This is a genomic window from Proteus alimentorum (assembly GCF_002607735.1).
Lineage (GTDB): Bacteria > Pseudomonadota > Gammaproteobacteria > Enterobacterales > Enterobacteriaceae > Proteus > Proteus alimentorum.
Genome location: NZ_NBVR01000020.1, coordinates 113,914 through 137,175, shown reverse-complemented (window position 1 = coordinate 137,175; position 23,262 = coordinate 113,914). Strand labels below are relative to the sequence as shown.

At 39.1% G+C, this 23,262-nt stretch carries 20 protein-coding genes, 1 tRNA gene and 1 riboswitch; of the genes, 11 read left to right on the top strand and 10 right to left on the bottom strand.

The genetic code is table 11. The features are described 5' to 3' along the window. Positions 1-74: 74 nt before the first annotated feature. From B6258_RS05830 to rpsU, 5 genes are all read right to left on the bottom strand, one after another. On the bottom strand, positions 75-992 hold the full coding sequence (locus tag B6258_RS05830; protein ID WP_099074478.1) for a bestrophin family protein: 918 nt from the start codon (positions 990-992) through the stop codon (positions 75-77). A 270-nt stretch (positions 993-1,262) separates the two neighbouring features. Next, a tRNA-Ile gene (locus B6258_RS05825) sits at positions 1,263-1,339 on the bottom strand. A gap of 317 nt (positions 1,340-1,656) precedes the next feature. Continuing rightward, positions 1,657-3,513 (bottom strand): RNA polymerase sigma factor RpoD, encoded by a 1,857-nt coding sequence (rpoD, locus tag B6258_RS05820; RefSeq protein ID WP_099074477.1) that lies wholly within the window; start codon positions 3,511-3,513, stop codon positions 1,657-1,659. A 186-nt stretch (positions 3,514-3,699) separates the two neighbouring features. Further along, a complete protein-coding gene (dnaG, locus tag B6258_RS05815; RefSeq protein ID WP_099074476.1) occupies positions 3,700-5,448 on the bottom strand; it encodes a DNA primase in 1,749 nt (582 codons plus the stop codon). A 112-nt stretch (positions 5,449-5,560) separates the two neighbouring features. Beyond that, entirely contained in the window at positions 5,561-5,776 is a 216-nt protein-coding gene (gene rpsU / locus B6258_RS05810; protein ID WP_001144069.1) for a 30S ribosomal protein S21, read from the bottom strand. A gap of 342 nt (positions 5,777-6,118) precedes the next feature. On the opposite strand from rpsU, the gene tsaD reads away from it, so the two are divergent. After that, entirely contained in the window at positions 6,119-7,141 is a 1,023-nt protein-coding gene (tsaD, locus tag B6258_RS05805; protein WP_099074475.1) for a tRNA (adenosine(37)-N6)-threonylcarbamoyltransferase complex transferase subunit TsaD, read from the top strand. A gap of 69 nt (positions 7,142-7,210) precedes the next feature. Here tsaD and plsY read toward each other — a convergent pair whose 3' ends face one another. Continuing rightward, the gene (plsY, locus tag B6258_RS05800) at positions 7,211-7,867 is read right to left on the bottom strand and encodes a glycerol-3-phosphate 1-O-acyltransferase PlsY (RefSeq protein ID WP_023582777.1); all 657 of its coding nucleotides are present in this window, start codon (positions 7,865-7,867) and stop codon (positions 7,211-7,213) included. Between the two features lie 103 nt (positions 7,868-7,970). On the opposite strand from plsY, the gene folB reads away from it, so the two are divergent. Continuing rightward, the gene (gene folB, locus B6258_RS05795; protein ID WP_099074474.1) at positions 7,971-8,321 is read left to right on the top strand and encodes a bifunctional dihydroneopterin aldolase/7,8-dihydroneopterin epimerase; all 351 of its coding nucleotides are present in this window, start codon (positions 7,971-7,973) and stop codon (positions 8,319-8,321) included. On the opposite strand, the gene B6258_RS05790 is transcribed toward folB, so the two are convergent. After that, the gene (locus B6258_RS05790) at positions 8,322-9,560 is read right to left on the bottom strand and encodes a multifunctional CCA addition/repair protein (protein WP_099074473.1); all 1,239 of its coding nucleotides are present in this window, start codon (positions 9,558-9,560) and stop codon (positions 8,322-8,324) included. It abuts the gene before it with no gap. A 26-nt stretch (positions 9,561-9,586) separates the two neighbouring features. Continuing rightward, positions 9,587-10,207, bottom strand: a complete 621-nt coding sequence (locus B6258_RS05785; RefSeq protein WP_099074472.1) for a TIGR04211 family SH3 domain-containing protein — start codon at positions 10,205-10,207, stop codon at positions 9,587-9,589. Between the two features lie 219 nt (positions 10,208-10,426). Here B6258_RS05785 and B6258_RS05780 point away from each other — a divergent pair, with 219 nt between their 5' ends. The 3 genes from B6258_RS05780 to hldE all read left to right on the top strand — a co-directional run bounded on the left by B6258_RS05780 (position 10,427) and on the right by hldE (position 15,737). Further along, a complete protein-coding gene (locus B6258_RS05780) occupies positions 10,427-11,350 on the top strand; it encodes a CYTH domain-containing protein (protein WP_099074471.1) in 924 nt (307 codons plus the stop codon). A gap of 26 nt (positions 11,351-11,376) precedes the next feature. Beyond that, positions 11,377-14,217, top strand: coding sequence for a bifunctional [glutamate--ammonia ligase]-adenylyl-L-tyrosine phosphorylase/[glutamate--ammonia-ligase] adenylyltransferase (glnE, locus tag B6258_RS05775; RefSeq protein ID WP_099074470.1), 2,841 nt, complete (start codon positions 11,377-11,379; stop codon positions 14,215-14,217). 95 nt (positions 14,218-14,312) lie between these two features. Continuing rightward, positions 14,313-15,737 (top strand): bifunctional D-glycero-beta-D-manno-heptose-7-phosphate kinase/D-glycero-beta-D-manno-heptose 1-phosphate adenylyltransferase HldE, encoded by a 1,425-nt coding sequence (hldE, locus tag B6258_RS05770; RefSeq protein ID WP_099074469.1) that lies wholly within the window; start codon positions 14,313-14,315, stop codon positions 15,735-15,737. 98 nt (positions 15,738-15,835) lie between these two features. On the opposite strand, the gene B6258_RS05765 is transcribed toward hldE, so the two are convergent. After that, the gene (locus B6258_RS05765; RefSeq protein WP_099074468.1) at positions 15,836-16,540 is read right to left on the bottom strand and encodes a GntR family transcriptional regulator; all 705 of its coding nucleotides are present in this window, start codon (positions 16,538-16,540) and stop codon (positions 15,836-15,838) included. A 301-nt stretch (positions 16,541-16,841) separates the two neighbouring features. Between B6258_RS05765 and B6258_RS05760 the strand changes: the two genes are divergently transcribed. Then, positions 16,842-18,470 carry an alpha-glucoside-specific PTS transporter subunit IIBC gene (locus B6258_RS05760; RefSeq protein WP_099074467.1) on the top strand — a complete coding sequence of 543 codons (1,629 nt, stop codon included), beginning with the start codon at positions 16,842-16,844 and terminating at the stop codon, positions 18,468-18,470. Further along, on the top strand, positions 18,470-19,792 hold the full coding sequence (locus B6258_RS05755; protein WP_099074466.1) for a 6-phospho-alpha-glucosidase: 1,323 nt from the start codon (positions 18,470-18,472) through the stop codon (positions 19,790-19,792). The genes B6258_RS05760 and B6258_RS05755 overlap by 1 nt, the downstream gene beginning before the upstream one ends. 103 nt (positions 19,793-19,895) lie before the next feature. On the opposite strand, the gene ubiK is transcribed toward B6258_RS05755, so the two are convergent. Continuing rightward, positions 19,896-20,216: a ubiquinone biosynthesis accessory factor UbiK gene (ubiK, locus tag B6258_RS05750; RefSeq protein WP_099074465.1), complete on the bottom strand. Its 321-nt coding sequence runs from the start codon at positions 20,214-20,216 to the stop codon at positions 19,896-19,898. A gap of 202 nt (positions 20,217-20,418) precedes the next feature. Then, positions 20,419-20,578: riboswitch (FMN riboswitch) on the top strand. A 124-nt stretch (positions 20,579-20,702) separates the two neighbouring features. Here ubiK and ribB point away from each other — a divergent pair. From ribB to B6258_RS05730, 4 genes are all read left to right on the top strand, one after another. Beyond that, positions 20,703-21,356 carry a 3,4-dihydroxy-2-butanone-4-phosphate synthase gene (ribB, locus tag B6258_RS05745; protein WP_072070063.1) on the top strand — a complete coding sequence of 218 codons (654 nt, stop codon included), beginning with the start codon at positions 20,703-20,705 and terminating at the stop codon, positions 21,354-21,356. 177 nt (positions 21,357-21,533) lie between these two features. Continuing rightward, positions 21,534-22,319 carry a 4,5-DOPA-extradiol-dioxygenase gene (gene ygiD / locus B6258_RS05740; protein ID WP_099074464.1) on the top strand — a complete coding sequence of 262 codons (786 nt, stop codon included), beginning with the start codon at positions 21,534-21,536 and terminating at the stop codon, positions 22,317-22,319. Between the two features lie 345 nt (positions 22,320-22,664). Then, the gene (locus tag B6258_RS05735) at positions 22,665-22,916 is read left to right on the top strand and encodes a type II toxin-antitoxin system CcdA family antitoxin (RefSeq protein ID WP_099074463.1); all 252 of its coding nucleotides are present in this window, start codon (positions 22,665-22,667) and stop codon (positions 22,914-22,916) included. Beyond that, positions 22,916-23,236: a CcdB family protein gene (locus tag B6258_RS05730; protein ID WP_099074462.1), complete on the top strand. Its 321-nt coding sequence runs from the start codon at positions 22,916-22,918 to the stop codon at positions 23,234-23,236. The genes B6258_RS05735 and B6258_RS05730 overlap by 1 nt, the downstream gene beginning before the upstream one ends. Positions 23,237-23,262: the final 26 nt, after the last annotated feature.

Sequence of the window (23,262 nt, the reverse complement as noted above, 5' to 3'; positions counted from 1 at the left end):
TATTAATAAATAAAAAGACAGTGTTATTAGATTGACACTGTCTTTTTTAATGTGTTCTATTTTAAATTTATCAATTACAATAAATTATAATGTCTGTCGGGTTTTACTGTAATAGGTAATGGGAAGATATCTTGCATTTCTAAGAGATTTCTTTCGATAGTATTACAAATGGCATTTAACGGTAAATCATTTGCAGATACACCAAAAGGATCTTCTAATTCTTCAGCTAGTGAATCCCAAGATAAAAAAGTATAAGAGATAAATACGGATACAAAAGGTGTCATATAATGCAGATCGGCAACTAAAGCAAAAGGTAGCAATGCACAAAATAGATAGACAGTTCGTTGTAAAATAAGGGTATATGCAAAAGGTACGGGAGTATTGGATATACGTTCACACCCTCCTAATACATCTGATAAGTTATTAATATCTTTATTTATTGATTGAAAGATAACATCACTTATCATTTTTTTATCTCTCAGTTCACCTATTTTTAAACCAATATGCAACAGAATACGATTGGTCGGGTAAGGGCTATTCATTATTTCATCAAATAAAGAACGAGGTAATAAGCGGTAAAGATCAACCATTGGATTAGTTTTTCTTAACTCGTGTTTTAGACTCCAACTAAAGGCAATGAGAAGGTTGGATAAATCTCGATTAAATTCTTTATCTTCAGGTAATAATGCCTTTATATTTCTTAATATATTACGATGGGTAATAAGCATATTTCCCCATAATGTTCTTGCTTCGACAAGTCGGCTATAACTTGCATTATTTCTGAAACCAAGAAATATCGCGATAGCAATACCTAGTAAACTAAAAGGAGCAACTGTTAAGTGTATGCCTAATTGTTCATACCATTGATAAATCAAAATAGCGATAATTGACATGATAATATTAAGACATAAACGGAAGATTATTTTTGAAAGCACAGAACCATGCCAATCAAATAACCGAAAAAACCAGTGTTGATTAGGACGTATGACCATAATTGTAATTATATAAGACAAGATTTTAATTTGTGGGGATATTATTACAATAAAATAAGAGATTATCTAATTAATTTTATTAAAAGAATTAAAGATAAAAGTTAATGAGCGTGGAGTCATAAATTTTCTTTTAATAGAGGGGATTAACGATCACGAGATGAGAAAGGATAATGTATCTATCCCAATAAGGAAAATGGGGCAACGGTTTATAGAAACAAAAAAGCCACTTGATAAGAAGTGGCTTAATGTGCTGATTTAACAGCGAGAATTTGGTGGCCCCTACTGGACTTGAACCAGTGACCAAGCGATTATGAGTCGCCTGCTCTAACCAACTGAGCTAAGGGGCCTTAATGGAGTGTGATTATACGTGCCATTTGGCACGAGGTCTAGCCTTTGAATGACTGTATGCGCAAATTCTGTTCAATCTAAACAATAAAAAAATAAAACAGAAAATAGCTGTAATATCAATAATATAATGTAATGATTTATAGATAAGGTTACGCACAGGTACAATAATATAAATAATAAGGCTATTTTTTATAAATATGTGTAGGTGAAATCTATCGTAGATTAGATAGATTGTAGATACGGTGTCGAAATCCCATAAAAAAACGCCTGTGATATCACAGGCGTTTATTATAACTTTTATTGAAAAGTAAGTTGATTACTCATCAAGGAAGCTACGTAACACTTCAGAGCGGCTTGGGTGGCGTAATTTACGCAGTGCCTTTGCTTCAATCTGACGAATACGTTCACGGGTAACATCAAACTGTTTACCCACTTCTTCCAAGGTATGGTCGGTATTCATATCGATACCAAAACGCATACGCAGGACTTTCGCTTCACGTAATGTTAAACCTGCTAACACTTCATGAGTTGCTGAACGTAAGCTTTCTGATGTTGCAGAATCCAGCGGTAATTCGAGAGTCGTATCCTCGATAAAATCACCTAAATGTGAATCTTCATCGTCACCGATTGGGGTTTCCATGGAGATAGGTTCTTTAGCGATTTTCAGTACCTTACGGATCTTGTCTTCAGGCATTAGCATGCGTTCTGCCAGCTCTTCTGGTGAAGGCTCACGTCCCATCTCTTGCAACATTTGACGAGAGATGCGGTTCAGTTTATTAATCGTTTCGATCATGTGAACAGGGATACGGATTGTACGCGCCTGATCCGCGATTGAACGAGTAATTGCCTGACGGATCCACCATGTTGCATAAGTTGAGAACTTATAACCACGACGGTATTCAAATTTATCAACCGCTTTCATCAGACCGATATTCCCTTCCTGAATGAGGTCAAGGAACTGTAAGCCACGGTTGGTATATTTTTTCGCGATAGAGATAACGAGACGTAAGTTCGCTTCGACCATCTCTTTTTTCGCACGACGTGCTTTTGCTTCACCGATAGACATACGACGGTTAATATCTTTAACCTGTTCGATTGTCAGACCAGTTTCAACTTCGATTTGTTGCAGCTTTTGTAGACTGCGTTGTACTTCTTCTTCAATACCTGCCAGTTTTTCAGACCAAGGTTTGTTCATTGCACGAGCAGCAGTGAACCATGTGTCATTGGTTTCGTTACCTGTAAACAGCGTAATGAAGTTTTTCTTTGGCATCTTAACTTGATCAACACAAAGACGCATGATGTGACGCTCTTGAGCACGCACTCGGTCCATCATGTCACGCATATTGTTAACCAAATAATCAAATTGTTTCGGTACTAAACGGAACTGTTTGAAAATTTCAGATAACAATAAGATTTCAAGCTCTGTATCTTTGTGGTTACGACCTTTCGCCTTGATAGTTTGGCGAGTTTTTTCGTATTGCTCACGAAGCTCAGTAAACTTCTGGCGTGCTAATTCAGGATCGATGCTGTTATCGTCATCGCTATCGCTGTCATTGTCGCCATCTTCGTCTTCATCTTCATCTTCGTCATCTGCATCGTTGGCAACTTCATCGTCTTCTTTGCCTAAATTGACATCTTCGCTTTCTGCCATTTCTTCGGCATTTGGGTCAATAAATGCAGTAATTAAGTCTGAAAGACGCGCTTCGCCAGCTTCAACGCGATCGTACTGTTCAAGAAGATAAGTAATTGCTTCAGGATATTCTGCAACAGAACATTGAACTTGGTTAATACCATCTTCAATGCGTTTTGCGATATCAATTTCACCTTCCCGGGTGAGCAGTTCAACAGTACCCATTTCGCGCATATACATACGCACAGGGTCGGTTGTACGGCCAATCTCAGATTCTACACTAGAAAGTACCTGAGCTGCGGCTTCTGCAGCATCATCATCAGTGTCATTTGAATTTTCTGCCAGCATCAGATCATCGGCGTCAGGTGCTTCTTCCATAACCTGAATGCCCATGTCGTTAATCATCTGGATGATGTCTTCGATTTGATCTGAATCGACGATATCTTCCGGCAGATGGTCATTGACCTCAGCATAGGTCAGGTAGCCTTGCTCCTTACCTTTAGTAACAAGTAGCTTCAGCTGTGACTGCGGGTTTTGCTCCATAAGACGGTATCCACACTTCAAAGTAATTTGGGTTGGTGTCGGTCGGCGATAACTGTTCAGCCAACAATAACTACGGAGGGGCATTTTCATTGTCGATTGCTACGGTCCCCTCAGCGTAGCAAATGTAGGTTTTTAGTACCTACCGATAGCGGCAATTAAGCCGTGTTTTTAATCTTAATTCTGTGTTTACTTTTTAACGCGTGCCTGTATTATCAATTGGACTTCTTCGCGTTCATCTTGCGTTAGACCTTCTGTTCTCTCTTTCGCAATAAGCGTGTTTAAACGTTCGTCCATTGCGGTTAAAAAAAGATGATCTAACGTGTCTGTAAAGGTTTTCTCTGCAATCTCATCTATATCTATATCGTTCCACATTGCCAATTTTTCAAGCTGTTTACCGAATTTATTCTCTCTATAGAGTTCGATAATCTGTCCTGTATTCAGACCTGGTTGTGCTTGGCAAACAGAAACTAATTCAATAAAAAGTGATAGACCTGCAATTTTTTCTGTACTTAATCCCTCGAGAGGGGGCACTAATTTAGAGAACTCCGGATTTTGTATCAATAGGGCAATCAATATACGCATTGGTGTTGTGCGTAATTTTATCGGTTGATACGATAATTCGTGATTAACCGCTGTTCTACCAAATAAACGATCCATCTGCTCAATATCGGGATTTCCCGTTAAGCTTCCAAGCTCTCTTAATAAATATAGACGTAAAGTTTCACTTGGGATCTTATCTATTAATGGTCTGGCTAAACTATATAGCTTACCATTGCCTTCTTGAGTACTCAGATCCACTTGAGGAACGAGTGAATCAAATAAAAATTCTGATAATGAATGTGCTTGTTCCATACGTTTTTCAAAAGCTTCTTTACCTTCACGACGAACCAATGAATCGGGATCATCACCTTCGGGTAAAAACATAAAACGTAAAGAGCGTCCATCATTTAAAAAAGGAAGGGCGGTTTCTAATGCTCGCCATGCGGCATCACGCCCAGCTCTATCTCCATCATAGCAGCAAATAATGTTATCCGTTGTCCGAAAGAGCAACTGGATATGTTCTGCTGTGGTGGAGGTTCCTAATGAGGCAACGGCATAATCAATACCAAACTGCGCTAATGCCACAACATCCATATAACCTTCAACAACTAATAGCTTTGTGACGTTATTATTAGATTGTTGCGCTTCATAAAGTCCGTAAAGCTGACGTCCCTTATGGAATATCTCTGTTTCTGGTGAGTTTAAGTATTTAGGTAAATCATCACCTAAAACACGCCCACCAAAGGCAATAACACGGCCACGTCTATCTCGGATAGGAAACATGACTCGTTGGCGAAAACGATCATAAGTGCGACCATTATCGTTAGTTATTACCATACCCGCTTCAAGAAGTAAGGCTTTATTATCGGCACTTTGACCAAAACGTTTTAGGGCGTTATCCCAACCTGTTGGTACAAATCCAATAGAAAAACGGGTAATAATATCTTCACTAAGCCCACGATGCGCAAGGTAGTTTCTTGCATCCTGTGCATCAGGTTTATTGAGAGCGCTGCTATAATACTGATTCAACTTCTCCATCACTTGATAGAGATTTTGTCTTATATGTCGTTCAATGGGGCTACTGCCGGTTCCTGATTCATAAGGAACTTCTAACCCATGCATTGCTGCTAACTCTTCAATGGTTTCAACAAAATCAAGCCTGTCGTAATTCATTAAAAAATCAATAGCATTGCCATGCGCACCACAACCAAAACAGTGGTAAAACTGTTTGTCGCTATTTACTGTGAAAGAGGGCGTTTTTTCATTATGAAACGGACAACACGCTGAATGATTTTTGCCTTGTTTTTTTAACGGCACGCGAGCGTCGATAAGATCGATGATATCGGTTCGAGCTAGCAAATCATTGATAAATGAACGTGGAATTCGTCCAGCCATAAGCCCTTTTACGCCTGTTGTTGAACGAGAATAAGCCGCGCTCTCAGAAGAAAGCACGGCCTTTAACTGCGACTACAGTGTCTGCATACGTTGCGGTATAAGCCGCAAAATATTAGTACAGACGAGTACGACGTGCGTTTTCGCGAGCTAATTTTTTAGCGTGACGTTTTACTGCTGATGCTTTAGCGCGTTTACGTTCAGTCGTTGGTTTTTCATAAAACTCACGACGACGAACTTCTGCTAATACGCCTGCTTTTTCACAAGAGCGTTTGAAACGACGAAGAGCAACGTCAAATGGCTCGTTTTCACGTACTTTGATTACCGGCATGTGCCTCTCACCTCAATAGAAATCGGTTTGCGCTGGCATTATTTAAGCCAGCCGACATTTAAAATGGTGCGGAATTTTACTTCAAAGCAGGGCACTTTGTAAAGAGATGCACAAAATTGAAACGCAAACTCTCACTTTTGTGTCTTTTTTGGGAGTACACAAAAAGCGACAGTCGCTAACCACACATTTAAATCACTTAAAATAGGTGAATAATTATAGACCAGAAAAAGGAATTTGTCACATGCTGGTATGTAAAAGATGTTGTGAAGGCGTATAAAATCACCGAAATAATGATACAATCGATGCATTACGCGAGTTAGCGAAGAAGAATTTGGAAGCGCCATGCGAGTTTTAGGTATTGAAACATCTTGCGATGAAACCGGTATCGCAATTTACGATGATAAAGCCGGTCTATTAGCGAATCAACTTTATAGCCAAATTAAACTGCACGCCGATTATGGTGGGGTCGTTCCTGAGCTTGCTTCACGGGATCATATCCGTAAAACAGTCCCTCTTATTCAAGCGGCACTGAAAGAAGCAAATCTTACGGCAAAAGATATTGATGCGGTTGCTTATACTGCGGGTCCCGGCCTTGTTGGCGCGTTACTTGTAGGAGCAACCATTGGGCGCTCATTAGCGTTTGCGTGGGATGTTCCCGCTATTCCGGTTCATCATATGGAAGGCCATTTATTGGCACCAATGCTTGAAGAGAAAACACCTGAGTTTCCATTTGTGGCACTTCTGGTTTCAGGTGGTCATACACAATTAATTAGTGTGACAGGCATTGGTGAATACACTTTACTCGGTGAATCTATTGATGATGCCGCTGGTGAAGCTTTTGATAAAACGGCAAAACTGTTGGGATTAGATTACCCCGGTGGCCCTGTATTATCGAAAATGGCGCAACAAGGCACAGAAGGTCGCTTTGTCTTTCCTCGTCCAATGACAGACAGACCGGGACTTGATTTTAGTTTCTCGGGTTTAAAAACCTTTGCAGCTAATACTATTCGTCAAAATGATGATTCAGACCAAACTCGCGCTGATATTGCACGGGCATTTGAAGATGCGGTTGTTGATACGCTTGCGATAAAATGTCGTAGAGCTTTAGAACAAACAGGCTTTAAACGTTTAGTGATGGCGGGGGGGGTCAGTGCTAATCGTACATTGCGTGCAAAAATGGAAACTGTAATGACGCAATTAGGCGGCGAAGTTTTTTATGCGCGCCCTGAATTGTGTACTGATAATGGCGCAATGATTGCACTAGCGGGAATGATCCGCTTTAAAGGTGGTACAGAAGGTCCGTTAAGTGTGACCGTAAGACCTCGTTGGCCTTTAGCTGAGTTGCCAGCCCTTGAAAATCAATAACGCGTCAATAAAAGAAAAGCCACTGAAAAGTGGCTTTTTTGTCCATTCTAGCTTTAAGGCTGAGTGAGATTAATCTTCTTTTTCTTGCTCTTTCGCTTCTTGAATGATCTCTTTTTCTGTTTTTTCAGTCTTTTTCTTTAACTTATGCCAGATACGGCTCTCTTGACCACGCCATAAACGTTGAATATTGTCGTGATGACGGTAAAGTACCAGACATGATAATAAAGCAACGGGATAAGTGAATTCGGGTTTAAACCACCAAACATAGAAAGGGGCAAGCAGTGCGCTGATAATTGCACCAAGCGATGAATAGCCACTCAGTAAAACGGTGAGTAACCACGTTCCTGCGATAAGTCCACTTAAGTCCCAACCAATGGCAGCAATAGCACCAAATGCAGTGGCGACGCCTTTTCCGCCTTTAAAGTGGAAGAAAACAGGGTAGATATGCCCAAGGCAAGCTGCAATTGCCACAATGCCGAGGTAAAAAGGAGGCACATTTAAGTAGTAGGCGAGCCAAACAGGGATCATCCCTTTTAGGACGTCACAAATAAGTACTGCCGCTGCGGCTGCTTTTCCACCAATACGTAGGACGTTGGTCGCTCCGGGATTGCCAGAGCCAAATTTTCTTGGATCAGGGAGTCTTGCCAGTCGGCAAATCAATATCGCGCTGGAGATTGAGCCGCACAAATAGGCGAAGATGATCATTCCAAGTGCGTTAGCACTCATTTGTATTCTCCAATGTTGATGTAAGTTCGTTAGGCATGTATGGATAATACGCATATTTCATCGGAAGTGGTATCCGATGAGCAGAAAAATAAGAGATGACGTGATGGATATCGTATTTATTGAGCAATTATCAGTAATAACCACAATCGGTGTTTATGATTGGGAAAAAACCATAAAACAAAAACTAGTGTTCGATATCGAAATGGAATGGGATAACAAACGCGCATCCCAAACCGATGATGTGGTTCATTGTTTAGATTATGCTAGTGTAAGCAATGCAATTATTGACTATGTTGAGACTCGACGTTTTGAATTAGTTGAACGAGTTGCTGAAGAAGTGGCACAGCTATTAATAACGCAATTTGCTGTGCCTAGAGTAAAAATTAAATTAGCGAAACCTGGGGCTGTTGCGCAAGCCACAAATGTTGGTGTGATTATTGAGCGTAAAGCTTAATTAGCGCGGATCCTGATTAAGTCGCGATTTCCACTTTATAATCGCGACTTCTCGTTGTTTGGTTAGCGCATTTCGTATTGCACTTCCTTTTAATCCACTTTCAATGATTGGCTTAATATCCACATTATTTGCAACAGCAAAAGCTTGGCAAAGAAACACGCGTTGTGGATAGACAAGATTTTCTGCTCCTTTGCGTCCTCTGGCGTCGGCTTCACTCACCATCGCTAATTGTTCAACGCGTTCGGGTTTTCGCCATGCATCAATAGCATCAAATAAGCGGATTATTTTAGAAGGGCGCATTCTATCAATACGATGGATATGGTCATGAAATCTTGCCGTTAAGCGAGCCAAATCACGGATATGATTAGGAATACGATAACGTTGGCACAAGGCTTCAACTAAAGGAACACCCGCAGGACCATGACCATGGTGATGAGGCCAATTTTCAGGCGGTGTTAATCCTTTTCCCAAATCATGGCATAAGGCACTGAAGCGCACGGCAATATCGTCAGTTAATTGACTGGCGATATTAAGCACCATCATGGTGTGAATACCCGTATCGATTTCTGGGTGCCATTTTTCAGGAGCAGGCACACCAAATAACGCATCAATTTCAGGAAAAAGAACGCTTAAAGCACCACATTGACGTAAAACGTCAAAATAGACTTGGGGCGCGGGACTTTCAAGGGCTTTTTCAGTCTCTTTCCAAACACGCTCAGCCGTTAGTGCATTTAACTCACCACTTTGTGCCATCGTCTTCATTAATTGCAGTGTTTCAGGCGCAACATTAAATCCCAAAGGCGCAAACCGTGCAGCAAAACGAGCAACCCGCAAAACTCTTAAAGGATCTTCTGAAAACGCTTCAGAAACATGGCGAAGTTGTCTCGCATTGATGTCATCTATGCCATGGTAAGGATCGACATATTGACCATCAGCAGAATAAGCAATGGCATTAATGGTGAGATCACGACGAGCGAGATCGTCTTCTAACGTGACATCCGGTGCTGCATAACAAGTGAAACCCGTGTAACCTGAGCCTGATTTTCGTTCCGTACGTGCAAGGGCATATTCTTCATGAGTATCTGGATGAAGAAAAACAGGAAAATCTTTGCCTACTTGTTGATAGCCTTGTTGTAACAGTATTTCAGGTGTTGCACCGACAACAACCCAATCTCTGTCTTTGACTGGCATCTGTAATAATTGATCGCGCACAGCGCCACCAACAAGGTATATATTCACGGGATCACTGTTCCTTTGATTGGATATTAGTTCATCCAACGATCATTACGTTTACGACGACGCGGAATAATATGCGGAAGGATCAGACCAAAAATAAGACCTGCACCAGCAACACCACCGCCATACATAAACCACTGTAAGATGATATCGCGTTGTCTGTCATCTAATTGTTGATTAGCAAAATCGAGTTTTTTCTCTGCGACAGCGAGCTTTGTTCTCATTTGTTCGTTTTCTTTTTTCAAGCCATTGATGATGTCATCGCTGTTTGAAACTTTATTTTGCATATCAGTGGTACGTTGGTTCCAGCTCTGGTCAATATTCGCCAGTTTATCACGTAGTGTTTGGATCTCTTTTTCCATAGCAGGAATGCGAGTACGCATACTTGGTTGGGCACTGAGTTGGTTTTCTGGTAACCAAACGGTACGATCTTTATCGTCTTTAATCTGTACATAACCCGTTGCTGCGTTACGAGAAAGTACAGTAACGGTTGAGCCCGAATTTAAAGAGCCAACAATTCGATACTGATTTCCTGGTCCACTGTGTACGTAAGTGGATAATTCATCGGAAACATAACGAGTTTCTGCGTGTGAGCTCAGAGAAATGCCTAAGCCAAGTAAGGAAAGAAAAAGTAAGGGTAATTTTCGCATTATGTTTTCAACTTTTTTATCTATACAAGAGAATATTTTTACTGATACTAAAGAGTAAAGTTTGCGTAAGCAAATAGTAAACCAGAATGAGAACACTCTTAACTGGTAGAATATAAGGATAATCTGCCTTTTATTCATTATTGTTATTAGGCTATCACTTGCAAAATGAAAATGCGTTAAATATTTTACTAATCAATTGATTTACTTAAGGGAAATAGAATGAGCCAATTAGAAACCGAACTCAAAATGAGTGCCATACCTGCCGCTATTCCTCAGATTATTCAGCGCATTCTGACTCTACCCCATCAGCACTCTGCACCCAAAAAGCTGACTAATCTTTACTTTGAGACGACAGATAATCAAATTCGTCGTTGGGATATGGGGCTGCGTATTCGTGGTGTTGATGAAAGTTATGAAATGACAATTAAAACAGCTGGTAAAGTCGTTGCAGGTTTGCATCAACGTCCGGAATATAACGTGAAATTAGAATACCCTAAATTAGATTTAGCCCGCTTTCCAGCAGAGATCTGGCCAGAAAATACCGATCTTACTCTATTAGAAACGCAACTTGATGTGCTGTTTAATACCGATTTTTATCGCGAAATCTGGCTGGTGGATTTTCAAGATAGCCAAATTGAAGTGGTGTTAGATAAAGGGGCTATTCGCACTCATCAATATGAGTTGCCGATTGAAGAGTTCGAGTTAGAACTCAAAAAAGGTCATGTATCAGATGTTATCGCATTAGCGACTTATTTAGGTGAAAAAGGTGGATTGCGTCTTGCTTCTCGCAGTAAAGCGGCTCGTGGCTATTATTTGGCGAAAGAGAAACCCGCTTTATCGCTAAGTGTGGTCAATCTTTCTCCTAGTGATACAACCGCTCAACAACTCACAAAATGGTTAAGTGCAATACAAGCATTAGAAGAAGCCATTTTTGCTAATCCAACACCACCAACTATTACCATGCCAGCTATGTTGGCGTTATTTTCAGATTGGTGCAAAAAACAGTCTGATTTACCTGAGTCTATGGAACAATCACTCAACGCGATTTCGCCGTTAACATTTACAACAGCAACCGATTATTATCATGTTTTATGGTTGAACTTTAAGTTATCTTCTATGGCGTGGTTACTATCTATTGCTTAATTTTCTGACAACTTGAGAGTCTATTTATGTCTGTTATCGGTGTATTTCAACAATTGTGGAATAAAGCACAGTGTGGGTTCTCTTCTCAATTAAATGCGTTAGCGCCTTTTAGTGGATCTGAACAACAGTTTTTTGCGTTTAGCCCTTTTGCAACAGAGCATTTACGTGTTAATCCTCAATGGTTGACTGATATCAGGCAAAATCCCCCCACCAGTGTGGAATGGCAAAGTTATGAGTCTCAATTAACAGCAAAATTAGCCAATATTAAAAATGAAGATGATGTGATGCGGATTTTACGCCAATTTCGTCATCAACAATTAGTGCGCATTGCATGGCTACAATTTTTTCAATTAGTCGATATTCCTTGTGCGCTAAAACATTTGAGCGTATTGGCTGAAACATTAATTTGTGTCGCAAGAGATACGCTTTATCAACAATGTTGCCAACAATGGGGAACGCCTTGTGATAATGAGGGAAAACCTCAGCCATTACTGATTTTAGGAATGGGAAAGTTAGGTGGGTTTGAGCTTAACTTTTCTTCTGATATCGACTTGATTTTTGCCTATCCTGAAAATGGGTTTACCCAAGGTGGACGCCGAGAATTAGATAATGCACAGTTTTTTACTCGTTTAGGTCAAAAGCTGATTAAGGCGCTGGATCAGCATACCATTGATGGTTTTGTCTATCGTGTTGATATGCGATTACGCCCTTTTGGTGAAAGTGGACCTTTAGTCATGAGCTTTGCCGCACTGGAAGATTATTATCAAGAGCAAGGGCGTGATTGGGAACGCTACGCGATGATCAAAGCGCGTGTCTTAGGTGCAGAAAAGAAAGAGTATTGCCAAGTTTTACGGCAAATGTTGCGTCCTTTTGTTTATCGTCGTTATATTGATTTTAGTGTTATTCAATCACTTAGAAATATGAAATCCATGATAAGTCGTGAAGTTCGTCGTCGTGGCATGATTGATAATATAAAATTAGGCTCTGGTGGTATTCGTGAAATCGAATTTATTACTCAGGTTTTCCAGCTAATTCGTGGAGGAAGAGAGCCAGAGTTACAAAGTAATTCATTGTTAACCGTGCTTAATGCCATCACCAAACTTGGGTTGTTAACCTCACAAGAAACCACTCAACTGACAGAAAGCTATCTTTTCCTTCGTCGATTAGAAAATTTACTGCAATCTATTGGCGATCAACAAACCCAAACCTTACCTGAAAGTGAAGAAGATAAAGTTCGATTAACTTTTGCAATGGGATTTGATGATTGGGAAACACTTTATCAAGAAATTAACCATAAGATGCAGGCTGTTTCCGTGATTTTCACACAGTTAATTGGTGAAGAAGACGAGAACGATGATGAAGACGATATCTCTGAATTTAAGCGTCTTTGGTTGCTTGGTCGCTTGCCTGAAACGTCGCCATTATTTCATGAGACATTAACCATTGAAGTGCTCGAAGCGATAAATCAGACGTTACAGAATTTTCGCCAAGATATTGGCAAGCGAACAATTGGGCCGAGAGGACGCGATGTTCTTGATGCCTTAATGCCAAAACTATTGGCTAAAATTTGCCAGCAGCCTCAAACCCTAGTAACACTACAACGTGTGACGCCTTTGCTATTAAGCATTGTGAGTCGCACAACGTATTTAGAGTTAATGCAAGAGTCGGATGAAGTTTTAACGCATGTCATACGACTCTGTGCAGCATCTCCGATGATCGCTGAACAACTCGCGCTTCACCCTCTATTGTTAGATGAATTACTTGATCCTAATTCTCTCTATCAACCTCTGCCTTTAGATGCGTATCGTGATGAATTACGTCAATATTTACTACGTGTACCCGAAGAAGATGAAGAGCAACGATTAGAAGCATTACGCCAATTTAAGCAAGCCCAATTACTCCGCATCGCAGCTGAAGATATTACAGGTGTATTGCCTGTCATGAAGGTTAGCGACCACTTAACCTATTTAGCTGAAGCTATTATTCATGCTGTTGTTCATCAAGCTTGGTCATATATGGTGAAACGTTATGGTGAGCCTGAACATTTAGCTCATCGTGATGGATTGGGTTTTGCGGTGATTGGATACGGTAAGTTGGGAGGATGGGAGTTAGGATATAGCTCTGATTTGGATTTGGTCTTTTTATTAGATTGTCCAATAAACACGGTGACAACGGGAGCAAAACAGATTGATGCCCGCCAATTTTATCTGCGTTTAGCACAGCGTATTATCCATTTGTTTAGTACTAGAACATCTTCTGGCGTGTTGTATGAAGTCGATGCGCGTTTACGCCCTTCGGGGGAATCGGGTATGTTGGTTAGTACTATTCAAGCTTTTGATGAATATCAGAAAAATGAAGCTTGGACTTGGGAACATCAAGCTTTAATTCGCGCTAGAATGATTTATGGTGATGATGAGTTACAACAGATGTTTTCACGTATTCGTCATGAAACGTTATGCCTTTCCCGTGATGCTGATGTGTTACAAAATGAAGTGCGCGATATGCGTAAAAAAATGGTGCAACATCTAGCACCAACACAAGCAGACAAGTTTGATTTAAAAACCTCGTCTGGTGGTATTACGGATATTGAATTTATCGCGCAATATTTAGTCTTGCGTTTTTCTCACCAATACCCAGCTTTAACGCGTTGGTCTGATAATGTGCGTATTTTTGAGCTAATGGCAAAGCATCAAGTGATGGATGAAGATGAATCTCTCGCTTTAACACATGCTTATGTCACATTGCGTAATGAATTGCATCATCTGGCGCTACAAGCATTACCAGCCATTGTGGATAATCATTGTTTTACCGCAGAGCGAGCGTGTGTATTAAAAAGCAAACTGAAGTGGCTTGGTGAACAAGAGTAATGGTTTGTTGGCATGAAGTCTTATGTGTATCTCTTTTTGCCTAACAAGTTATGGTATTATTTCGGCTTATTTTGAAAATAAATGTGGAGTATGGGATGAAAGTAACGCTGCCGGATTTTAATAAGGCCAATGTGTTGGTTGTCGGTGACGTCATGTTAGACCGCTATTGGTATGGCCCAACAAGTCGAATTTCACCAGAAGCCCCAGTGCCAGTGGTGAAAGTCGATACCACAGAAGAGCGACCAGGTGGTGCAGCAAACGTTGCAATGAATATTGCGTCTCTTGGTGCTAATTCGCGTTTAGTGGGTTTAACAGGTATTGATGAAGCTGCAAAAGCATTGAGCAATACATTAAATCAGGTCAATGTGCGTTGTGATTTTGTCTCTGTTGCGACACACCCAACGATCACCAAATTACGTGTTCTTTCTCGGAATCAGCAATTAATCCGTCTTGATTTTGAAGAGGGATTTAGCAATGTTGATCCTCAACCTATTTATGAACGTATTCAGCAAGCATTACCTTCTATTGGTGCACTGGTTTTATCAGATTATGCCAAAGGGGCGCTTTCTCATGTTCAAGAGATGATCCAACTGGCAAAAAAAGCGGGTGTACCTGTATTAATCGATCCTAAGGGATCAGATTTCGAACGTTATCGCGGTGCAACGCTATTAACACCAAATATGTCTGAATTTGAACAAGTGGTCGGTGTTTGTAAAACGGATGATGAGCTGGTGGAAAAAGGGGCTCAATTAGTTCGAGATTTAGATCTTGAAGCACTGCTGATCACTCGTTCAGAGCGTGGAATGAGCTTACTTCGCGCTAATGAAGCCCCATTGCATTTACCAACCCAAGCACAAGAAGTTTATGATGTTACTGGTGCGGGTGATACGGTAATTGGCGTATTAGCAACCTCTTTAGCTGCTGGCAAACCTTTAGGTGAAGCCTGCTTCCTTGCTAACGCAGCCGCAGGCGTTGTTGTGGGTAAATTAGGGACATCAACGGTGTCACCTATTGAGCTTGAAAATGCGATTCGTGGTCGTTCTGACAACGGGTTTGGCATGATGGAAGAAGAACAGTTAAAACAAGCCGTCGAATTAGCGCGTCAGCGCGGTGAGCGTATTGTGATGACGAATGGTTGTTTTGATATTCTTCATGCAGGTCACGTTAGCTATTTAGTGAATGCACGCAAATTAGGTGATCGCCTTATTGTGGCAGTAAATAGTGATGCGTCTACTAAGCGCTTAAAAGGTGAAAGTCGTCCTGTTAATCCATTAGAACAGCGTATGACAGTATTGGGTGCTTTAGGTGCAGTTGATTGGGTTGTTGCGTTTGAAGAAGATACACCACAGCGCTTAATTGCCTCTGTATTACCGGATATCTTAGTTAAAGGTGGCGACTATAAGCCAGAAGATATCGCGGGTAGCAAAGAGGTTTGGGCCGCAGGTGGTGAAGTCAAAGTGCTGAATTTTGAAGATGGTATTTCTACAACGAATATTATTAATGCGATTAAAAAGAAATAATTAAGCGCTTTTATTCAGCCTAAAGGAAAGCACTCTACGGGGTGCTTTTTTTCTATAGCAATTAATTATTATTCTCTAATATTATTTGTTATCAATAATTATTTCTCTCGTTTTAAATGATACTCAACAATATAATCTTGTGTATTCCTGTACATTATTGAATAGTTAATATAATCACCATGGATACTGTATGATAATGTACTGAGTCTTAATATTGGAATGTTATTTTCTATTTTTAATAATTGACAAATATTGTTGTCTGGCATTATAGGATGAAATGTCTCGTAACTTCCCGCTATTTTTATTTGGCAAATATTTTCAATAAAATCAAATTTAGAACCTTCTAAATGAGTTAATGTTAAATTACTAAAATATTTAACAGGCATATAACTGTCTTCAACAATAAGTGGTTTATTGTCAACATAACGTATTCGCCTTGAATAAAAAATTCGTTCATTTGAATTAATTCGTAATTTACTGGCAATAGATAAAGGGCAGGAAATAACACTAAATTCGATAACTTCACTTCTTACATTGTGGCCTGTATTTGCCATTAATTCAACAAAACCTTTTAAGCTTGCATTTTCATGATGAACATCTTTCTCTTTAATATAAGTTCCTGAGCCTTGCTTCCGTTCTAATAAACCTGCGATAACCAGTAAGTCTATTGCTTTACGGATAGTCATCCTTGAAACAGCGTATTGTTCTGCCAATGTTTTTTCAGCCGGTAATGTGTCACCAATTTGATACCCTGTCGAATTTATTTGAATTCTTAGGCTTTTTGCAATGTCTTTATAGATCATTTTTATACCTCTTTTTATTCTAAAAAATAACTTTCTATATTTAGAATATCTAAGTCTAATCTTTTGATATATAGCAATATGATTTATAGATTGAAAATGTGAACGTTATCAAGAAATAAAAAGTGATCTGCTTTTTGACCAAAAGGTAGATCACTTTGCTTGAATGATTAATATGAATCAGATCACGAATAACTCATTTCGAGTGAGATAATAAAGAGAAAAGAATCTAATCTGAATTTACAGAATAAAAATAAATTAAATAGCATGTCGTCCCAGTAGCAGTAAATAAGAGGATATTTTTATGCTCAGTCAAATACAAAGATTTGGTGGAGCCATGTTTACTCCTGTCCTGCTATTTCCTTTTGCAGGTATTGTTGTAGGCATTGCAATTCTATTACAGAATCCATTATTTATTAGTGAAGATTTATTAAGACCCGATAGTATATTTGCTCAAATTGTTCATATTATTGAAGAGGGAGGATGGACTGTTTTTCGCAATATGCCTCTTATTTTTGCAATTGGTTTACCAATAGGTTTAGCCAAAACGGCACAAGCAAGAGCTTGCCTTGCAGTTATGGTGAGTTTTCTTACTTGGAATTACTTTATTAATGCAATGGGTATTGTTTGGGGCAGTTATTTTGGCGTGGACTTTACAAATGAAGTCGGTGGAAATAGTGGCCTGACAATGATTGCCGGTATTAAAACATTAGATACCAGTATTATTGGTGCAATTATTATTGCTGGTATTGTAACAGGTATACATAATCGTTATTTCGATAAACAGCTTCCTGTATTTCTAGGTATATTTCAAGGAACATCTTATGTTGTATTAATTGGTTTTTTTGTGATGTTGCCTTTAGCGTGGATAACGTTATTTTTCTGGCCTAAAGTGCAAATTGGTATTCAATCTTTACAAGTGTTTATGGTTGAATCAGGCTCTTTGGGTGTTTGGATATATACCTTTCTTGAGCGTATTTTAATTCCCACTGGTTTACATCATTTTATTTATGGACCTTTTATTTTTGGCCCTGCAGTCACTGAACATGGGATCCAAGTGGATTGGGCTCAGAATATGCAATATTTCAGTCAAAGTACTCAATCTTTAAAAGAGTTATTTCCTGAAGGTGGGTTTGCATTACACGGCAATAGTAAAGTCTTTGGTTCTATTGGTATAGCATTAGCGCTTTATTCTACAGCTGCGCCTAAAAATAGAGCTAAAATCGCGGGGTTACTTATCCCTGCAGCACTGACAGCTGTCTTTGTCGGAATAACAGAACCCTTAGAATTCACATTCCTATTTATCTCACCATTATTATTTGCGATCCATGCCGTACTTGCAGCTACCTTAGCGACGACACTTTATCATTTTGGAGTGGTGGGAAATATGGGAGGGGGCATTATTGATAACTTCCTACCAATGAATTGGATCCCCATGTTTCATAACCATTACGGAATGATTATTACGCAAATAGTTATAGGTCTTATTTTTACAATAATTTGGTTTGTGGTGTTTAGAACATTAATTATCAAACTTAATTTAAAAACGCCGGGTCGTGAAGAGGACGACGAAGAGATCAAACTATATAGCAAACAAGATTATAAAAATAAGAAATCACAGTCTTTAGATAACTCAAAAATAGCAAAAGAAGACCGCAAACTTGCACTGCCTAAAGGCATTCTTGAAGGCTTGGGAGGAAGTGTAAATATCAAATCTTTAAATAACTGTGCAACCCGTTTACGTATTGAAGTTATCGATAGCGAATTCGTTGAAACAGATGACTATTTTAAACGGCTCGGTGTACATGGTGTAGTGCGTAAAGGTCATGCATTACAAATCATTATCGGGCTACACGTTTCTCAAGTGAGAGACAAGATTGAACAATTGATGAAAGAAGATACACAAAAAATCACCTTGTCGGAGGCTATATAATGAAGAAATTCTCAGTCGTAATTGCAGGTGGCGGAAGTACATTTACACCCGGTATTATTTTGATGCTACTGGAAAATTTAAAACGTTTTCCATTAAGAGCCATCAAATTTTATGACAATGATGCCGAGCGGCAAGAAACTATTGCTAAAGCTTGTGAAATAGTTCTTACTGAAAAAGCACCTGAAATTGAGTTTTGTTATACCACTGATCCTAAAACAGCTTTTACTGATGTTGATTTTGTGATGGCACATATCCGTGTCGGTAAATACCCTATGCGTGAAAAAGATGAAAAAATTCCTTTACGTCATGGTGTGTTAGGGCAAGAAACGTGTGGACCTGGTGGTATTGCTTATGGCATGCGTTCTATTGGTGGCGTGTTAGAATTGGTTGAGTATATGGAAAAATATTCACCAAATGCATGGATGTTAAATTATTCTAATCCAGCAGCTATTGTCGCTGAAGCTACCCGTCGTTTAAAACCCAATGCCAAAATCTTAAATATCTGCGATATGCCAATTGGTATTGAATCACGCATGGCACAAATTGCAGGATTAAAATCACGTAAAGAGATGCGTGTCCGTTATTATGGCTTAAATCATTTTGGCTGGTGGACGCAAGTTGAAGATTTACAAGGTAATGATCTATTACCGATTATCAGAAAGCATGTTGCAGAATATGGATATATTCCAAAAGTGGCGGGGGAGCCTGTTGAAGCAAGCTGGAATGATACCTTTGGTAAAGCAAAAGATGTATGGGCATTAGATCCAGATACGATGCCAAATACTTACTTAAAGTATTATCTATTCCCTGATTATGTTGTTGATCATTCTGATCCTAACCATACACGAGCGAATGAAGTGATGGAGCACAGAGAAAAGAATGTTTTTAGCGCGTGTCGTGCAATTACAGCTGCGGGTAAATCATCTGCTGGTCATCTTGAGATAGATGAACATGCTTCTTATATTGTCGATCTCGCAACGGCTATTGCGTTTAATACGCAAGAAAGAATGTTACTGATCGTTCCTAATAATGGATCAATTATTAATTTTGATCCTGAGGCAATGGTTGAGATCCCTTGTATTGTCGGAAGTCATGGGCCAGAGCCTTTAGTCATGGGTAAAATTCCATTATTCCAAAAAGGGATGATGGGCCAGCAAGTTGCAGTTGAAAAATTAGTGGTAGAAGCGTGGATTGAAAAGTCATATTTGAAACTTTGGCAGGCTATTACAATGTCCAAAACGGTGCCAAGCGCGACTGTCGCAAAAGCAATTCTAGATGATTTAATTGAAGTTAATAAAGACTATTGGCCAGAGTTAAAATAGTGATTAATTAACTTTTTATATCTAAAAAATAACCCTGTGTCTTTGTTAGATACAGGGTTTTTTGTTTTATGACTAAACTGAAATCAGCAATAAAGTGAATAGATTAATCTTTATTATCAGCTTGCGCCTCTACCACAATTTCAACTTCTTCAATTTGAGCAACTTCAGTTTGAGGTTTTGCCAGCAAACCCGCTTCTAGCTCATTTAAACGTTGTTCTAAACGATTAAGTTTTTCACGAGTACGTAATAAGACTTGAGTTTGTACATCAAACTCTTCGCGATTGACTAAATCCAATTTGTTTAATTGAGATTGCAGAACAGTGCGGATTTTTTTATCAATATCATCACCAAAATCTTTAATGCCCTGTGGCAGAACGTTTTGGATTTGGCGCGCGACTTGTTCAAGTTTTTTCGGGTCCAACATGGGAAGTCCTCACAAATAAAATAGAAAGCTGAGGCTAAGTGTAATATGAGGACAGAGGGAATTAAACCAGATATCAAGATTATTGTTACTTTTTTATTATAAATCGTTAAATAACCGTATGTCATAAAATGATTATGTGATGAAACAAAGATTGTCGTTGATTGATGATTGCCTCTTATAATTTTAAAGCGTATAGTTTCACCGTTAATCTCAGGGCGGGGTGAAAGTCCCCACCGGCGGTAGATACCTAAATACTTAGGTAAAGCCCGCGAGCGCTTTGTGTTGCCATTGTAATGCAAAGGTCAGCAGATCCAGTGTGATCCTGGAGCCGACAGTTAAAGTCTGGATGGGAGAGAATAAAATAGCATCAGTAGGATCATTGTATCCATTCCTGTTGTTTCTGCTTGTGTACTTATTAAGCAGAGATCCACTCCTAAGACTGCCCTGATTCTGGTAACTTTCATTAATTATTGAGGTTTTTTTACCATGAATCAGACGCTACTTTCCGAATTCGGTAATCCATTTGAGCGTGTTGAACTTGCTCTAGAAGCCCTTCGTGCTGGTAAAGGTGTGATGGTGCTCGACGACGAGAACCGTGAAAATGAAGGTGATATGGTTTTCGCCGCAGAAACAATGACTACAGAACAAATGGCGATGTCTATTCGTCATGGTAGTGGCATTGTTTGTTTATGCATTACAGAAGAACGCCGTCAACAACTAGATTTGCCTATGATGGTGGAAAATAACACCAGTCATTTCCATACGGCATTTACAGTAACAATTGAAGCAGCACAAGGTGTAACAACAGGTGTTTCAGCCTCTGATCGTTTAACCACAGTACGTGCAGCGGCGGCTGACAATGCAAAACCAAGTGATTTAAATCGCCCGGGTCACGTATTCCCATTACGAGGTCAACCGGGTGGTGTGTTAACGCGTGGTGGACATACAGAAGCATCGATTGATTTAGCAACTTTAGCCGGTTTTAAACCTGTTGCAGTGTTATGCGAATTAACAAATGATGACGGCACAATGGCAAGAGCGCCAGAAGTGATCACTTTTGCTAAAAAGCACAATATGCCAGTGTTAACTATTGAAGATTTAGTGGCTTATCGTCTTCGTGAGGAGAAAAAAGCTGGCTGAAATTAACATGTTATAAACGACACTGAAAACACACACACACTTATATCAAGCCACTTAAGGAAACTTAGGTGGCTTTTTTCATATTTTTTGAATAACTATTTCATACTTCTTTGACTATATTTCAAGTAAGAAGGCAGTATGCTTATGTGATAAGAACACTCGCCATAAGAGGTGGTTATGGAAACAAAAATGATGCCAGCGCTGTTTATTGGGCATGGTAGTCCAATGAATGTATTAGAAGATAATACATATACTCGCCTCTGGTCAAAATTAGGGGAAACGCTTCCTCAGCCTAAAGCGATTTTAGTGATTTCAGCCCATTGGTATACCGATGGAACTTATGTAACGGCAATGTCGCAACCAAAGACAATTCATGATTTTTATGGCTTTCCACCAGAATTGTATGCAATAGAATACCCAGCACGAGGCTCGATAGGTTTAGCAGCGCTAATTGAAGATCTTATTGATCCGATTAAATTAAAACTCGATATGGATCAATGGGGATTAGATCATGGGAGTTGGGGGATACTTGAAAAGATGTACCCAAATGCCAATATCCCAGTTGTTCAATTAAGCATTGATGCACGTCAATCAGCGCAATGGCACTTTGAATTGGGGCAAAAACTGGTTGAATTACGCAAAGAAGGCGTCTTAATTATTGGTAGCGGTAATATTGTTCACAATTTAAGAATGATGGATTGGCAAAACAGTGATGCAATGCCTTATCCGTGGGCACTTTCGTTTAGTGAAGCAATAGAAAGTAGTTTGCAAAGTGACAAAGAGCCAACTGACCTCTTTACAATTTTATCAACGGAAGAAGGGCGATTATCCCATCCAACAGCAGAGCATTTTTTACCCGCGTTATACCTATTAGGTTTAAAACAAGATGGTGAAAAAGTGATGTTGCTGAACAATGATATTGTGAATAAATCATTAAGCATGATGACATTTCAAATTGGATAAGATTGTTTAATAAAAACTAATTTATAATATCTAAAGGTCAAATTCACTTTTGTGGAATTTGACCTTTTTTATATTAAATATAATGTATCGACTCATTATATTTCCCTCACTGTTGATCTTTCCAATTTTCTATATTGATATAATAAATACTTTTAACCTATTGTTTATATTGATTTTATTTTTATTTGAATAAATCTCTGATAAGCTTCATTACTATTCAATGAATACTTTTTATATTTCATTAAATAAATCGATTATGTTTTTTTGAATATCTTCTAGTTTGATGTTGATAATTATCTGCTCTACACTTATGCACATAAATGATGCGCATAAATGGAGCTTATAATGAAAACATTAGCAATGAGTAAAAAAGATAAACGAGGAGTTAATGTGTATCTAACCGCAAAATTGGTGGATGAAGCGCGAGCGCTTGGAATTAATTTATCAGCAACACTCGATCAAATGTTATCTGATGCAATTCGTGAAAAAAAGCGAGAACAGTGGAAAGCGGAAAACAAAAATGGCATCCAAGCTCTTAATGAATTTGAACAAGAAATGGGGTTGTTTACTGATGACGATGAATATGGGGTTATTTAATGTCTCAATATACGGTATATCGTAACAAATCCCTCAAATCGAAAGAACAATACCCTTATTTTATTGATATTCAAAATGAGCTATTAAGTGATCTTGATTCTCGGGTTATTATACCGATTACTCAGTTATCATATAAGAATTCTCAAGTAGAAATATTGACACCCGTTATTGAAATAGATAATCAGAAATATGTTGTTATGACGAAATCTATAACCGTTGTAGCAAAGAATAAGTTAAGAACAGTTGATATCGTGTGTGTTAAACCTGAGATCCATACCGCGATTGTATCTGCTATGGATATGATTATTTCTGGAATATAGCCATATATTGAAATCATAAAATGAGA

Bases quoted from the DNA above. Each gene is read 5' to 3' on its own strand.
- B6258_RS05830 (WP_099074478.1), bottom strand. From the start codon at position 992: ATGGTCATACGTCCTAATCAACACTGGTTTTTTCGGTTATTTGATTGG.
- rpoD (WP_099074477.1), bottom strand. From the start codon at position 3,513: ATGGAGCAAAACCCGCAGTCACAGCTGAAGCTACTTGTTACTAAAGGT.
- dnaG (WP_099074476.1), bottom strand. From the start codon at position 5,448: ATGGCTGGACGAATTCCACGTTCATTTATCAATGATTTGCTAGCTCGA.
- rpsU (WP_001144069.1), bottom strand. From the start codon at position 5,776: ATGCCGGTAATCAAAGTACGTGAAAACGAGCCATTTGACGTTGCTCTT.
- tsaD (WP_099074475.1), top strand. From the start codon at position 6,119: ATGCGAGTTTTAGGTATTGAAACATCTTGCGATGAAACCGGTATCGCA.
- plsY (WP_023582777.1), bottom strand. From the start codon at position 7,867: ATGAGTGCTAACGCACTTGGAATGATCATCTTCGCCTATTTGTGCGGC.
- folB (WP_099074474.1), top strand. From the start codon at position 7,971: ATGGATATCGTATTTATTGAGCAATTATCAGTAATAACCACAATCGGT.
- B6258_RS05785 (WP_099074472.1), bottom strand. From the start codon at position 10,207: ATGCGAAAATTACCCTTACTTTTTCTTTCCTTACTTGGCTTAGGCATT.
- B6258_RS05780 (WP_099074471.1), top strand. From the start codon at position 10,427: ATGAGCCAATTAGAAACCGAACTCAAAATGAGTGCCATACCTGCCGCT.
- glnE (WP_099074470.1), top strand. From the start codon at position 11,377: ATGTCTGTTATCGGTGTATTTCAACAATTGTGGAATAAAGCACAGTGT.
- hldE (WP_099074469.1), top strand. From the start codon at position 14,313: ATGAAAGTAACGCTGCCGGATTTTAATAAGGCCAATGTGTTGGTTGTC.
- B6258_RS05765 (WP_099074468.1), bottom strand. From the start codon at position 16,540: ATGATCTATAAAGACATTGCAAAAAGCCTAAGAATTCAAATAAATTCG.
- B6258_RS05760 (WP_099074467.1), top strand. From the start codon at position 16,842: ATGCTCAGTCAAATACAAAGATTTGGTGGAGCCATGTTTACTCCTGTC.
- B6258_RS05755 (WP_099074466.1), top strand. From the start codon at position 18,470: ATGAAGAAATTCTCAGTCGTAATTGCAGGTGGCGGAAGTACATTTACA.
- ubiK (WP_099074465.1), bottom strand. From the start codon at position 20,216: ATGTTGGACCCGAAAAAACTTGAACAAGTCGCGCGCCAAATCCAAAAC.
- ribB (WP_072070063.1), top strand. From the start codon at position 20,703: ATGAATCAGACGCTACTTTCCGAATTCGGTAATCCATTTGAGCGTGTT.
- ygiD (WP_099074464.1), top strand. From the start codon at position 21,534: ATGGAAACAAAAATGATGCCAGCGCTGTTTATTGGGCATGGTAGTCCA.
- B6258_RS05735 (WP_099074463.1), top strand. From the start codon at position 22,665: ATGAAAACATTAGCAATGAGTAAAAAAGATAAACGAGGAGTTAATGTG.
- B6258_RS05730 (WP_099074462.1), top strand. From the start codon at position 22,916: ATGTCTCAATATACGGTATATCGTAACAAATCCCTCAAATCGAAAGAA.